Source organism: Streptomyces sp. SID14515, assembly GCF_010548505.1.
GTDB lineage: Bacteria > Actinomycetota > Actinomycetes > Streptomycetales > Streptomycetaceae > Streptomyces > Streptomyces caviscabies.
This window is the reverse complement of sequence record NZ_JAAGMH010000040.1, coordinates 144,910-158,036: the sequence shown is the minus strand read 5'-3', so window position 1 is coordinate 158,036 and position 13,127 is coordinate 144,910. Positions and strand designations below refer to the sequence as shown.

At 70.1% G+C, this 13,127-nt stretch carries 12 protein-coding genes and 1 tRNA gene; 9 read left to right on the top strand and 4 right to left on the bottom strand.

Going from position 1 to position 13,127, the window contains the following annotated elements; translation table 11 throughout:
• The first annotated feature begins 34 nt into the window (after positions 1-34).
• Genes G3I54_RS08055 through G3I54_RS08030 form a run of 6 tightly spaced genes read left to right on the top strand, consistent with a single transcriptional unit; the run spans position 35 to position 7,132 of the window.
• Positions 35-1,468, top strand: coding sequence for an FAD-binding protein (locus tag G3I54_RS08055; RefSeq protein WP_164612477.1), 1,434 nt, complete (start codon positions 35-37; stop codon positions 1,466-1,468).
• Positions 1,469-1,497: 29 nt separating this feature from the next.
• Positions 1,498-2,433, top strand: a complete 936-nt coding sequence (locus G3I54_RS08050; RefSeq protein WP_164612475.1) for a 3-hydroxy-3-methylglutaryl-CoA lyase — start codon at positions 1,498-1,500, stop codon at positions 2,431-2,433.
• Entirely contained in the window at positions 2,430-3,203 is a 774-nt protein-coding gene (locus tag G3I54_RS08045) for an alpha/beta hydrolase (protein WP_164612473.1), read from the top strand. Before G3I54_RS08050 ends, G3I54_RS08045 begins: the two co-directional genes overlap by 4 nt.
• Positions 3,200-4,987, top strand: coding sequence for an isocitrate/isopropylmalate family dehydrogenase (locus G3I54_RS08040; protein WP_164612471.1), 1,788 nt, complete (start codon positions 3,200-3,202; stop codon positions 4,985-4,987). The genes G3I54_RS08045 and G3I54_RS08040 overlap by 4 nt, the downstream gene beginning before the upstream one ends.
• Positions 4,980-5,840, top strand: a complete 861-nt coding sequence (locus G3I54_RS08035; protein ID WP_164612469.1) for a DUF6282 family protein — start codon at positions 4,980-4,982, stop codon at positions 5,838-5,840. Before G3I54_RS08040 ends, G3I54_RS08035 begins: the two co-directional genes overlap by 8 nt.
• A gap of 47 nt (positions 5,841-5,887) precedes the next feature.
• A complete protein-coding gene (locus G3I54_RS08030) occupies positions 5,888-7,132 on the top strand; it encodes an MBL fold metallo-hydrolase (protein ID WP_239144278.1) in 1,245 nt (414 codons plus the stop codon).
• A 263-nt stretch (positions 7,133-7,395) separates the two neighbouring features.
• On the opposite strand, the gene G3I54_RS08025 is transcribed toward G3I54_RS08030, so the two are convergent.
• Positions 7,396-7,468 (bottom strand) — tRNA-Ala (locus G3I54_RS08025).
• 178 nt (positions 7,469-7,646) lie between these two features.
• Here G3I54_RS08025 and G3I54_RS08020 point away from each other — a divergent pair.
• Together G3I54_RS08020 and G3I54_RS08015 are read left to right on the top strand one after the other, a co-directional pair.
• Positions 7,647-8,195, top strand: a complete 549-nt coding sequence (locus G3I54_RS08020; protein ID WP_164612467.1) for a DNA-binding protein — start codon at positions 7,647-7,649, stop codon at positions 8,193-8,195.
• 145 nt (positions 8,196-8,340) lie between these two features.
• Positions 8,341-9,714, top strand: a complete 1,374-nt coding sequence (locus tag G3I54_RS08015; RefSeq protein ID WP_164612465.1) for a serine/threonine-protein kinase — start codon at positions 8,341-8,343, stop codon at positions 9,712-9,714.
• A gap of 68 nt (positions 9,715-9,782) precedes the next feature.
• Here G3I54_RS08015 and G3I54_RS08010 read toward each other — a convergent pair whose 3' ends face one another.
• Entirely contained in the window at positions 9,783-11,069 is a 1,287-nt protein-coding gene (locus G3I54_RS08010; RefSeq protein ID WP_164612568.1) for a hypothetical protein, read from the bottom strand.
• Between the two features lie 325 nt (positions 11,070-11,394).
• Entirely contained in the window at positions 11,395-11,529 is a 135-nt protein-coding gene (locus G3I54_RS39365; RefSeq protein ID WP_003958712.1) for a DLW-39 family protein, read from the bottom strand.
• Positions 11,530-11,820: 291 nt separating this feature from the next.
• Between G3I54_RS39365 and G3I54_RS08000 the strand changes: the two genes are divergently transcribed.
• Entirely contained in the window at positions 11,821-12,198 is a 378-nt protein-coding gene (locus G3I54_RS08000; protein ID WP_164612463.1) for a DUF6344 domain-containing protein, read from the top strand.
• Positions 12,199-12,271: 73 nt separating this feature from the next.
• On the opposite strand, the gene G3I54_RS07995 is transcribed toward G3I54_RS08000, so the two are convergent.
• Entirely contained in the window at positions 12,272-12,622 is a 351-nt protein-coding gene (locus tag G3I54_RS07995; RefSeq protein WP_164612461.1) for a hypothetical protein, read from the bottom strand.
• Positions 12,623-13,127 lie beyond the last annotated feature (505 nt).

Below are 13,127 nucleotides of genomic sequence, written 5' to 3'. Positions count from 1 at the left end.
ACCCGCACCGCACCTACCGAGCACAGGAGAAAGCATGTCCGCTTCGCACACCACCGAACCGTACGACCTGATCGTCATCGGCTTCGGCGCCGCCGGACTGTCGTCCGCCCTGTCCTTCGCCGAGGCCACCGAGGGCCGCGAGAAGCCCGCCAGGATCGCCGTGCTGGAGCGATCCGGTAAGGCGGAACGCGGCGGCGCCACGCGCTGGACCGGCGCGTTCCTGCGGATCACCCAGGACCGTCAGCTGGACACCGACTGGGCCGAGCACGTCGGCCGCGTCTCAGGCGGTCTCGCCGACATCGATTACTGCCGCACGGTGGAACGCGAGACGCCGCAGACGCTGGACTTCGTGGAGAAGCACGGAGTCGAGATCGCCTTCGAGGACTTCCCTCTGCCGCACACCTTTGCGGGCGGCACCCCGTCGATGACACCGCCGGCCAGCCCGCGCGGCGGCGGCGCCTCGATCGTCGAGCACCTGGGCGCCGCGCTGGAGGACGACCCGCGCGTCGACATCCGGTACGAGACGGAGGCGCTGCGCCTGTCGACCTCGGACGAGGGCGTTGTCGATGGTGTCCTGGTGCGGACCGCCGATGGTCTCACTCAGCGTCTGTCCGGCCGCGCCGTCGTCCTGGCCTGCGGAGGTTTCGAGGGCAACACCGAGATGCTCACCCGCTACGTCGGTGACAAGGCCTGCGACCTGCCGTTGATCGCGCCCGGTATCGCCAACAACCGCGGCGACGCGCTGCGCATGGCCCTGGAGCTGGGCGCCGACACCGCCGGCCAGTTCGACGGCATCCACGCCGAGCCCGTCGACACCCGCAGCCAGCAGGCCGATGCGGTCCTGTACGGCTTCAGCACCGGCATCTTCGTCAACGGACGCATGCAGCGCTTCTTCGACGAGGGCATGGACACCTGGGACAACACCTTCGAGCACGTCGGCTACGAGATCTGGAAGAACCAGGAGCAGGAGGCGTACTGGATAGCGGACGCCAAGACGCTCGCCATCCCCGGCATCCTCAATGCACTGCTCAGCGATATTCCGCCGGAGCAGGCCGACAGCCTGGACGAGCTCGCCGACAAGCTCGGCATCGACGCCGAAGCCCTGGAGAAGACCGTCGCGGAGTTCAACGCGGCCGTCGGCCCGGGCGAGTTCGACCCGACCCGCCGCGACGGCAAGGCGACCGTCGGCCTCACTCCGCAGAAGTCCAACTGGGCTGTCCCCGTGGACGCCGCACCGTTCATCGGAGTCCCGCTGACCGCAGCCGTCTGCTTCACCTACGGCGGCATCCGCACCGACCTCGACGCCCGCGTGGTGACCCCGTCCGGCACCGCCATCCCCGGCCTGTACGCGGCGGGCGAAGCCACCGGCCTCTTCTACCACGCCTACCCGCCGGCCACGTCCGTGCTGCGCTCCCTGATCTTCGGCCGGCTCGCCGCCCGCCACATCGCCGCCCAGCAAACCGTTTGACCCGTCCGCACCAGCTCCCTGGAGGAACCATGAGCATCGTCAACATCGACGTCACCCTCCGTGACGGCGGGTACCGCAACGGCTTCAACTTCCCCCTGGACTACGCCCTCACGCATGCACGGCTCAGCGTCGAGTCGGGCTTCGACTGGGTCGAGATCGCCTATCGCAAGGGTTCCCTGCTGCCGGTTCCGAACCTTGGACTGACCGGCCGCGGCGAAGACGAGTTCATCGCGGCGGTGGCCCGAGAGGTCGGCCCGGACAAGGTCGCGATGATCCTGCACCCGAAGAACATCACCGAACACGACCTTCCCGCCATGTACGCGGCCGGCGCCCGCCTGGTGCGCATCATTCTCCCGTCCAGGGGCTACGAGCGGGGCCTGGAGTACATACGCCAGGCCAGAGACATCGGGTTCCGCGTCGGCGTCAACTTCGCCCGGATCAGCCAGTGGGAGGGGCGTGACATCGTCGAGGTGGCGACTGCCGCCACCGATGCCGGTGCCGAGTTCGTCTACCTCGCCGACTCCAACGGGAGCCTCTCCCCCGTCGACACCACCGATCTCACCACGCTGACCAAATCGGTCACCGGCAGCCCGGTGGGCCTGCACGCCCACAACAATCTGGGCCTCGCCCTGTCCAACGCGATCTGCGCGGTCACCGCGGGCGCCACCTGGATGGACTCCTCGATCCAGGGCATGGGCAAGGGCCCGGGCAACCTCATCGCCGAGCAGTGGCTCGCGCACCTCGACCGCACCGATGCCGAGGCCGCGTCCCGTCTCCGCCTGGGACCGGCCCTGGAGTTGGCGGATCTACTGCTCGCCACCGTCCCCGAGGGCCACCCCTCGCTGCCGCTGCCCGACCTGGTTCTGGGCCGCTACGACCTTCCGGTCGAGCACCGTAAGGACCTTCTGGGCGGCAACCACCGTGAGGGCGTCGCCACCGCACGCACCCTCGCCGCCGTCCGGTGACCCAGGCCGGATTCGCTGTCCCTGCGGCGGTCTTCGGACCGGAGTCCGCCGCAGGGGCGGCCCACGCCCTGGTCTTCGCCCCCGTCACCCCCCGCTGGGACGAGGGAGCGTTCTTCACCCCTGTCACCCAGGCCCTGACCGAAGCCGGTCTACGAGTGACCGTCGTCGACACACTCTCCGCGTGGGACGAGGGATGCCACTCGATGGACGCCTTCGTCGCCCGCTGGCAGGCGCTTCTACCCCAGTACGGGCCGGTCGACCTGCTGTGCGGGAACGCGCTGGGCGGTGCCGTCGCCCAAGCCCTGCTCCCGCACGTCGCTCCCGCCACGGCGGCGCTGCTCGTTTCGGGCCCGGCCCGCTCCGACGCCCTCCTGGAGTCGCGTCTCACGGAGATCGCCGATCTCGCCGCAGGCGGCCGTTCCGACTACGCGCTCTCCCTGCTGAACCAGCGGGTACAGCCGCACGGCCACTGCCCCGTCGCGGACGCCGACACACCGTCGCCGCACGACCCGACAGCCGGGCGCCGTCTGGCCGCCGGAATGCGACTGCTGTGCGGCATCGACGTCACGCCGGCCGTACGGGCGCACCCCGGACCCCTGCTCCAAGTCGTCGGCAGCCACTCACAGCTCGTCACCCAACGGCACACCGCGGCTGCACCGCATCACAGGGTGCACGTCATCGCGGGGGCAGGCATGCGCCCCCACTTCGAACGCACCGCAGAAGTGTCCGCCCTCGTCGGCGCCTTCCTGCGAGAGAAGGGACTCACATGAAAAGCGTCGCTGTACTGCCCGGCGACGGCATCGGGCCAGAAGTCATCTCCGAGGCGCTGAACGTCGTGGACCGGCTCGGCCTTCCACTGGATCTGCGCTTCGGTGAGATCGGCTGGGAGTGCTGGCGCCAAGAAGGCGTCGTCGTCCCCGAGCGCACCTGGAAGCTCATCGAGGAGACGGACACCTGCCTGCTCGGTGCCGTCACCAGCAAGCCGCTACGTGAGGCGGAGGGCGAACTCCCTCAGGACCTGCGCGGCACGGGTGTCCCATACGTCTCGCCCGTCATTCAGCTGCGCCAGCGGCTGGGCCTGTACGCGAACGTCCGGCCCGTCACCGACATCGACCGGGGCGAGTTCAACTTCACCGTCATCCGGGAGAACACCGAAGGCCTGTACGCCGGCTACGACTTTCACGGGCTCGACGAGTCGCTGTGGAACGCGGTGAGCAGCCACCCCAACGCCGCCGCATCGGGTCCCGAGGACACCAGTGTCACCCTCCGACTGCAGACGCGGTTCGGTATCGACCGACTGTTGCGGTACGGGTTCGAGTACGCCCAGCGCCATGGCCACCGCCTCCTCACGGTCGCTGACAAGCCGAACGTGCTGCGTCACAGCGGCAACCACCTCCGCGACCGGCTGGAACTGATCGCCCAGGACTACCCGGGCATCGACACCGAGATCCTCAACGTCGACGCGGTTGCCCTGTGGATGGTGCGCCGGCCCGAACGCTTCGGGGTGCTCGTCGCGGAAAACATGTTCGGTGACATCCTCTCCGACCTCGGCGCGGGCGTCATGGGCGGTCTCGGCCTCGCCTCCAGCGGCAACATCGGAGACCACGGCAGCTACTTCGAGCCCGTGCACGGCAGCGCGCCGGGCATGGCGGGTCAGGGGCGCGCCAACCCCATGGCCATGCTGCTCACCATCGCCCAGCTCCTGGACCACCTCGATGTGCCGGTCGCCGGCCAAGAGCTGCGCGCGGCCGTCAGCACCGTCGTCCGGGCTCGCACCACCGTCACCTACGACCTGGGCGGCAGCGCCCGCACGGATGAGGTGGCACGCGCGGTGGCCTCCGAACTCGCCGCGAGCACGGCCGACGTACCGGCCACCGACGCTGTGGTGGACCGGCTCGCCCGTCTCGACACGGCGTCCGTGTCGGATGCCCTCGACAGCCTCGGCGTCGGCGGCGTTCTGGCCGGAATCGCGCCACGGGTGCCCGGCGCGCACACCGCCGGCCGCGCCTTCACCGTCACCTACCGACCCGTCGATTCCGCCGGCGCCGAAAAGGGCTTCCGCAACGCGGCCGACTACCTGGACGGTGTACCCGCCGGCTCGTTCGTGGTCGTCGACAACGCGGGCAGCACCACCTGCACCAACTGGGGATCCCTGCTGACGAGTCTGGCGCAGCGGCGCGGCGTACGCGGCACCGCCGTACACGGTTCGGTCCGTGATGTCGCCGAGATCCGCGCCGCCGGGTATCCGCTGTTCAGCACGGGCGCCACGATGGTCAGCGGCAAGAACCGGGTCGAACTCGACACGACCGGGCAGAACATCGTCATCGGAGACGTCACCGTCCGCCCCGGCGACATCGTCGTCGCCGACGACAACGGCGCTCTGGTCGTTCCCGCCGAATCCGCCGACGAGGTCGCCGAGCGGGCCGAGCGTGTAGAGCGGACCGAGCATGCCATCGCCGCATCGGTCGCAGCCGGGATGAGGCTCGACGAAGCCCGCCGCCGGCACGGCTACGCGGAGCCCTGGGGCGACAGCGCCCCGGCTCCCGGTGCCTGACCTGACGGGGCGCGCGGTGGTGGACGTCCACTACCACGCGGGCCCCGACCTGTACCGGCGCCGGCTCACTTCAGCCGGCGCCGGGCGGGCGTACGCGGAAGTCAACAGCTGGGTGGTGCTCAAGAGCCATCTCACCTCGACGGCCGCGCGTGCTTGGGAAGCCCGCCAAGAAGGGCTGCCGGTCTCCGGCGCTGTCGTCCTCAACGATCTGTGCGGCGGCGTCCACACCGGCGCCATGGAACAGGCCGTCTACGCCCATGGCCCCGACAGCCCCGCCCGGCTGATCGTCCATCTGCCCACCCTGGCCGGGCCCGCGCACACCTCCACGCTACGGCGCACGTCCTTTCACCCGCGGTTGGACCCGGATCAGTGGCGCACTGCCGCGGTCGTCGACGGCGAGGGCCGACTGCGGCGAGAGGTGACCGAGGTGCTGCGGGCGGCGCGCGACCTGCCCGTCACCGTGGCGACCGGACACTGCGACCGGGAGGCTTCCCTGCGTGTGGTGGAGGAGGCGGTACGCCTCGGCGTACCGCGCCTGCTGCTCACCCACGCCACGCACCCCATGTCGGGGTTCACCCCCACCGATCTGGCCGATCTGGCCCACCTGCCCGGCCTCTACGTCGAACTCACAGCGCTGATGCTCCTGCTGGGCCACCGAGATGCCGCGCATCTGGGTGAGGTCGTACGCGCCCACCCGCGGGTTGTGTTCAGTTCCGACCTCGGCCAGCCGACCCAGCCGGACGTGAAGGAATGGCTGGACCTGAGTGGGCAGTGGTTCCGGGCTGCGGGCCTGACGAACCAGCAGATCAAGGCCGTGACACGCACGAACCCCGCACACCTGCTCGCGCCGTGATCCGGCGTCCTGAACGGACCTTCACCACCTCCCGTCCAGGAGGAGCGATGACCACCCCGACCAGCCCTGCCCACCTGCGCTACGACATCCGCCGTCTCGGCGATCTGCTGGGTGAGACGCTCGTACGTCAGGAGGGGCATGAGGGCCGCGCCTTCTCCACGTACTTCCACCTGGCCAATGTCGCCGAGCAGGTGCACCGTGGCCGCGAGCTGCGTGCAGCAGGCAGCGCGAGAGGAGCCAAAGAAATGACCGACCGTCTTCCGTCTCTCTCCAGGCGCAGCATGCTGCGCACCACGCTGGCCTCCACCGCAGCCGCAGCCGTGCCACTCGCCGGCACCCGCTCGAAGGTCCACGCGAGCACTCGGCCCCACATCCCCTCGACAGGGGCGCTCAGCGACCAGTCAGCGGTACGTACGCTCACTCTGGGAGACGTCCGGCTCACCTACATCGTCGACGCGGCCATGGAACTGGACCCTGTCGGGTTCTTTCCCGCCGTGCCGGCCTCGTACTGGCGAGACCATCCCGAGGCGCTGACCCGGTCGAGGCGCGTCGCCGCCTCGGCCGGCGGCGTATTGGTCGAGCGACGCGGACGACGCCTGCTGATCGACGTGGGCCTGGGCAGTAACGTGCTTTCACCCTCATTCGGTGTCTCCCGCGGCGGAGCACTGCTTCGTACGCTGCGCGCACTACAGGTGTCCCCGAACTCCATCGACACCGTGGCCTTCACTCACCTGCACACCGACCACACCGGAATGGGATTCGTGACCGGGCCGGACGGAGAACTCCGCAAGGCGTTTCCGCGCGCCAACTATCTGGTCGCCCGAGCCGAGTGGGGTCCATTCTGGAACGGTGAGATAGAAGCTGGAGCTCCGTCGTGGGACGGGTTCATGGTGCCGATGTCGCGAGCGATGAACCAGTTCGAGAATGACGACGAGGTATGGCCCGGTGTGATCGCGCTGATCACTCCAGGGCATAGCCCCGGACACACGACTTACGTCATCTCCGCCGGGCACGGGAAACGCATCCTGGTGATCGGCGACGCCTTCCACACTCCGGCTCAGATGGAACACCCGGAATGGCCCTCCGGACCCGACACGGACGTCGACGGCGTGCTTACCGCCCGCAAGACGCTTCTCACTCATCTGAGCGCTCCGCGGACCTACTGCTTCGCCTTCCACTTCGGAGACCAGGCATTCGGCCGATTCACGCCCTCCAGGCCCGGCGCGCACGGATGGAGCCCTGTTCCCACAGCCGCCTTGCTTCCCCCACCGCTCCGCTTCACTCAACGGTGACGCCGTGACGCACGGAAGCGGCGGTCAGCTCATCCCCGTAGTCGACGGAACGGCGATCTTCGACGCGCGACTCTGTGACGGGCTCGGGCAGCGCCCCCCCTCACCTGCGGGAGACTCACCTCGACCGCCTTGCCCGCGCTGTCCACGATGACGCGCACCGCAGTGGTCAGTGACTCGGCGCACTTCACACAGGCGTCAGCACGAGAGATCGAAAAAAAGACCCCTCTGCCTGCATTCCTGCAGGTCAGAGGGGTCTTACGTTGTGGAGCCTAGGAGATTCGAACTCCTGACATCTGCCTTGCAAAGGCAGCGCTCTACCAACTGAGCTAAGGCCCCGGGCCACGACGAACGAGGGCAACGCCCGGCACTTCCGCGCCAGGGCTACCGTCGCAGACCAGAGTACCGGGTGACCCCCGTAATCCTGCAAAAGGATAGGGACTCCCGGGGAACGACCACGCTCCGTAAGATGCTCGCAAGGTTCGCAGCAGCGAAGCCGCAGCGATGGGGAGACGCCATGGACGCAGCGCAACAAGAGGCGACGGCAAGAGCCAGAGAGCTTCAACGCAGTTGGTACGGGGAGCCGTTGGGGGCGCTCTTCCGCCGGCTGATCGATGATCTCGGTCTGAATCAGGCCCGGCTGGCCGCTGTTCTCGGGCTCTCCGCCCCGATGCTCTCCCAGCTGATGAGCGGCCAGCGGGCCAAGATCGGCAACCCCGCGGTGGTGCAGCGCGTCCAGGCCCTCCAGGAGCTGGCGAGCCAGGTGGCCGACGGCAGCGTCAGCGCGGGCGAGGCCACCGACCGCATGGAGGAGATCAAGAAGTCGCAGGGCGGGTCCGTCCTGACCGCCACCGGCCAGACCGCCTCCACCGGCGGCGCCCCCACCGTCCGCCGCGTGGTGCGCGAGATCCAGTCCCTGCTGCGGTCGGTCGCGGCGGCCGGCGACATCATCGACGCCGCGGACGCCCTCGCCCCGACCCACCCGGAGCTGGCAGAGTTCCTCAAGGTGTACGGAGCGGGACGCACCGCGGACGCGGTCGCGCACTACGAAGGGCACCAGAGCTAGCGAGCGGTTCCGGTGCACGACGGAACGACGACGGAGCCAGGGCAGGCGCACCGCGCGGCGCCCTGGTACCGGCAGGACACGGGGGCCGGACAAGGGCCGCGGCGAACGCCGCGGCACCACAGGAACGGGGAGCGGGCGCAGCGCAATGGGTGAGGTCTTCGCCGGTCGGTACGAGCTGATCGATCCGATCGGACGCGGTGGGGTCGGCGCCGTCTGGCGGGCCTGGGACCACCGCCGCCGCAGGTACGTCGCGGCCAAGGTGCTCCAGCAGAGCGACGCGCACACGCTGCTGCGCTTCGTCCGCGAGCAGGCCCTGCGCATCGAGCACCCGCATGTGCTGGCCCCGGCCAGCTGGGCCGCCGACGACGACAAGGTCCTGTTCACCATGGACCTGGTGAGCGGCGGCTCGCTCGCCCATGTCATAGGCGACTACGGCCCGTTGCCCCCGCGCTTCGTCTGCCTGCTGCTGGACCAGCTGCTCTCCGGGCTCTCCACGGTGCACGCCGAAGGGGTGGTGCACCGCGACATCAAGCCCGCCAACATCCTGATGGAGGCGACCGGAACGGGCCGCCCGCATCTGCGCCTCTCCGACTTCGGCATCTCGATGCGCAAGGGCGAACCGCGACTGACCGAGACCAACTACGTGGTCGGCACGCCCGGTTACTTCGCCCCCGAGCAGATGATGGGCGCCGAGCCCGACTTCCCCGCCGATCTCTTCGCGGTCGGCCTGGTCGCGCTCTACCTCCTCCAGGGCCAGAAGCCCGACTCCCAGGCGCTGGTCGAGCACTTCGCCGAGCACGGCACCCCGAGCGCGCCCAACGGCATTCCCGAGCCGCTGTGGCAGGTTCTCGCCGGGCTGCTCCAGCCCGACCCGCACGCCCGGTTCCGGACCGCGACGGGCGCGCGCAAGGCCCTGACCGCGGCGGTCGAGATGCTGCCCGAACCCGGCCCGGACGACGAACCGGTGGAGGTGTTCGACCAGATCGGTCCGCTGCCCGCGGGGTTCGGCCCCGACGGCCCCGTCACCGCCCCCCAGCAGCCCGCGGAACCCACACCCGGCCCCGCGACGACCGGCCCCACGACCGGCGCCGCTCCGCAGACGCCCGGCGGACAGCCCTCCGCACCGCCCCCGGTCTCCATGTCGGAGACGGGCAGCTTCCACCTCGCGCCCCCGCCCGCGGCCGCGCCCCCGCAGCAACAGCCGTACGCGCAGCCGGGGTTCCAGCAGCCGCCGCCCGCCGCCCCGTTCACGACGGACGCGCCGCCCCCGTACGCCGTCGGCGCACCGCACCTCTCCCAGGCGCCGACCTCCGCCGTACCGCACGACCCCGCTTCCACCCGCGCCTACACCGCCCAGCAGCAGCACCCGCCGGTACCGTCCCCACCGGTGCAGCACGCCGCGCCCCACGCACCCGCACCGCGGACGCGTCCGGGACCGCCCCCGAAGGTGGCGGTCCCGGTGCTGGTGGTGGCGCTGATCTGCTTCGCGGTCGGCATCTGGGCCCTGACCCAGATCTGACGGGTCCGGGGCCCGGCCGGACGACCGAGGCCGGGTCGGCGGCCCCGACCACCGGCCCGGCTGCCCGACTACCAGCCCTGTGGCGGCTGGTGGCTCCCACCGGCCGGGTAGCCGGGGGCCGGGGCGTCGGCCGCCGCGCGGCGGCGGGCCAGCAGCGTCCAGACGCCCAGCCCGAGCACCAGCACGGACCCCGTGCCGATCCCGGCCGCGGCGACCACCGTCATCGGGCCGCTCCGCGCGGCCTGGCGGGCGTTCTTCCCGTCCCGGGCCACTTCCCGGTCCTGGTCGGTGACGCCGAAGACCCCGGCGTCACCCTCGTACGGGGATTCCTCGGCCTTGTTCTTCACCTGGACCGACAGTTCGAACGGGATGGGCTCGGAGCCGTAGGACTCCTTCAGCTTCGGGCTGAGGGAGACCGACAGGTAGTACCAGCCCGCGAAGCGCATGGCGCTGATCTGGTTCGAGGGGGCGAACCGGTTGCGGTAGGCCACCGGCGGCAGCGGTCGCAGCGACGCGGACGCGGGCCCTCCGGAGTACGAGAGCGTGGCGTCGGAGACGGGCCCCTGGGCCGGGTTGTCCAGCGACAGGGTGAGCGCGTTGCTCACGAACTCCTTCTCGGCGCCGGTGCTGTTGGAGAGCCCGGCGGTGGCGTAGATCTGCTGGCCCCAGTCCACCGGCACCCGGTAGAAGCGGGTCTGCCCCGGGGCGACGGTGTCCTGCCAGCGGCCGTTCTCCAGGCTGGTGGCCTCGGAGTACCCGGCACCGCCGGAGCGCTTCTGCTGCTTCCCGGTCAAGGGCTGCGGCGAGGCCGATGGCCAGCTGTCGGGCCCCTCGGTCGGCGTGGAGGTCCCGCTCTTCAGCCGCGGCTCCTGGAGGAAGCGCAGCTCCAGGTCCCAGGTCCCGGTGTCGGCCGGCGACTTGCTCTCGCGCTCGACGAGGACGTCGTAGTGGCCGCTCTCCTGGCAGAAGCCGCTGCCCTCCTTGACGGCCCGGAAGGCGTACGCGGCGATGGGACGGGCGTACTGGCCCGACCCGAAGCTCGCCCGCACCGAGCTGCACTGGGTGTCGTCGGTCTCCCGGAGGCTGACGTTGATGCCGTCGCCGTAGCCGGCCGGGCCGCTGTCGCCGGGCACCGCGACCGCCGAGACATAGGCGTCGGAGACGTCGTCCAGGGTGACCCGGTAGTAGAGCTTCTCGCCCGGCCTGATCGTGCTGCGGTACGGGACGCCCTCGTCGAGTTCGGAGGCCTCGACGTTCGCCGTCGCGCCCTGCACGTTCTTCGCGTCGGGGTCGAACGCGTACGCCCCGGGGCCTGCCGCGTGCGCCTGCCCCGGCAGGACCGCCGCCGCGCACATCGCCGCGAGTACCGCGGCCACCGCCCGCCCCCTGTTGCGCTGCCGCTGCCTCTTCACGCGCTTCCCCTCGTCGTCCTCACGCGCCGGTGCCCGTCGACAGCCCGACCGCGATGCCGGTCCATCCTGCCCCGCCCGCCCCGCCGCTGTCTCCGGCCACAACCGGATTGCCCTTCTTGTCCGCGTTCCCGGCCCGTCGACGCCCTCAGGTCACTTCACTTGAGCAACGCGAACCAGAAGAGCCCGCACTCCGGTGAACGGGCCGGGCCCCGGACAGCACGAAGCCCCGGCCGCTCAGCGACCGGGGCTCGTAACAGACTGTGCCGTCTCACACACCCGAACCTGCGGGCACGGAGTCGGTAGCCTCCGTCCACAGATCCTGCTCGGCGCGATCCGCCTGGATCTGGCGGTACACGAGGAGCCCGCCGATGGCGGCCAGTGCGACCAGGAGAAGCTTCTTCACCGCGCTACCTCGTCTTTCCTTGGCGTAGGGGCCTTCTGCCGCCGACTATACACACCGGCCGATACCGATCGGTGACCTGCCCGGAACCCAGAAGCAGCCCTTTCCCGGCGCCCCGAACGACCTCCCGTCGACCCGTTCCGACCCCGCACGAGGGCCTGTCCACCCCGGTTGCACCATACGAGTGGTGTTAATCCGAAGATCGGCGCAGAGCGGGCGTCGCTCCTCGAAATCGCGGCCCGGATCCACATGATCGGAGAAGTCAGCAACCGGACCGTCCGAAAGCGAGGGGCCATGAGCACCTTCCAGCCCAAGAACATCTGGACCGCCTTCATCACCGCCTTCTTCGCCCTCCTGGCGTCGCTGGGCCTCGCCACCGCCACGGCGAGCGCCACGAACGCCACGAACGCCGCCGCGCAGCCGAGCGCCACGACCCACGAGCACACGGGTGCCACCGCGGCAACCCCACTCGCCCCCTCGGTCCGATGGACCCTTCCGCGTGACCGGGCCCTGCCGCCCACGATGAAGCAGCGCATCCGAGCCGAGGCCCACGGCTCCTCCCCGGCCACCCGCCACCTGTCGCTCGACCCCGCGGACACCACCCGCACCACCGGCCAGACCGGCTCCCACTCCACAGCCCCGGAAGGCGACTCCCCGGCGCCACCCCCCTGATCCCGGCGCCACCGCACTTCCGGGGCCCCTGGTCCGGTTCACACCGGCCGGGGGCCCTTTCCGTGTGCCCGGACTACGGCTTCAGCGTGTACTTGTTCGCCGTACTGCAGTCGCAGTCCTTGTGCTCCGAGGCCACGATCTTGTACACGGGGCTGATCCTCTTCGCGGTCGAGTTGCTGTGCGCCCAGGAACCCCAGCCGCCGCCCTCCACCTTGATCCGCACCCAGGCGTGGCCGGCGCAACCGCCTCCGGACTTCGTGGTGGTCGCCTCGTGCGCCGAGACCTTGGCGACGTACTTGGTGTCCTTGGCACAGTCGCGGTACCACGTCTTACTGGCGGCGGACGCGGGTCCGGCACTGAGCACGACCACGCTCATCGCCACTGCCGCCGCACCGACCCCGTACTTCACTCGGCTCACCTTCATGAGTCCCTCCCCGTCCACGACGCCAGGGTCCAGCCCCTCGCGCCTCGTTGGGTTCGAGCATCCTTGACCTGAGCATTACCCACCAGGCTCTTCGAGAGGAGCGCAAAAGCCGAGGTCATCAGGGAGGAATCAGATGCTCCGCAGGCGTTCCGCGGCCGGAGACGTTCACAGGGCCACGCCCCGCCACGGAAACGCCGAGAGGGCCCTCCCACTCGGGGAAGGCCCTCTCAACACATGCTACACACTGTGGGGCTAACAGGATTTGAACCTGTGGCCTCATCCTTATCAGGTCGGTTCGGTCGCTGAGGCCGGACTTACGAGCTGCCATCCGCCCCGCCCCGTACAGCCATTTCGCCCGCGCCTTGGAAGCCGGAAGCAGCTGATGTAAGCCGATGTTGATGTCAGCCATGGATGTCACGGGCGGCCCATCGCTTGACGATGAGTCCCATATCCGCTACGTCGGGCTTGCCTCTAAGCGGATGCCAATCGGAAACCGAGACGGGCG

Bases quoted from the DNA above. Each gene is read 5' to 3' on its own strand.
- G3I54_RS08055 (WP_164612477.1), top strand. From the start codon at position 35: ATGTCCGCTTCGCACACCACCGAACCGTACGACCTGATCGTCATCGGC.
- G3I54_RS08050 (WP_164612475.1), top strand. From the start codon at position 1,498: ATGAGCATCGTCAACATCGACGTCACCCTCCGTGACGGCGGGTACCGC.
- G3I54_RS08040 (WP_164612471.1), top strand. From the start codon at position 3,200: ATGAAAAGCGTCGCTGTACTGCCCGGCGACGGCATCGGGCCAGAAGTC.
- G3I54_RS08030 (WP_239144278.1), top strand. From the start codon at position 5,888: ATGACCACCCCGACCAGCCCTGCCCACCTGCGCTACGACATCCGCCGT.
- G3I54_RS08020 (WP_164612467.1), top strand. From the start codon at position 7,647: ATGGACGCAGCGCAACAAGAGGCGACGGCAAGAGCCAGAGAGCTTCAA.
- G3I54_RS08015 (WP_164612465.1), top strand. From the start codon at position 8,341: ATGGGTGAGGTCTTCGCCGGTCGGTACGAGCTGATCGATCCGATCGGA.
- G3I54_RS08010 (WP_164612568.1), bottom strand. From the start codon at position 11,069: ATGTGCGCGGCGGCGGTCCTGCCGGGGCAGGCGCACGCGGCAGGCCCC.
- G3I54_RS08000 (WP_164612463.1), top strand. From the start codon at position 11,821: ATGAGCACCTTCCAGCCCAAGAACATCTGGACCGCCTTCATCACCGCC.
- G3I54_RS07995 (WP_164612461.1), bottom strand. From the start codon at position 12,622: ATGAAGGTGAGCCGAGTGAAGTACGGGGTCGGTGCGGCGGCAGTGGCG.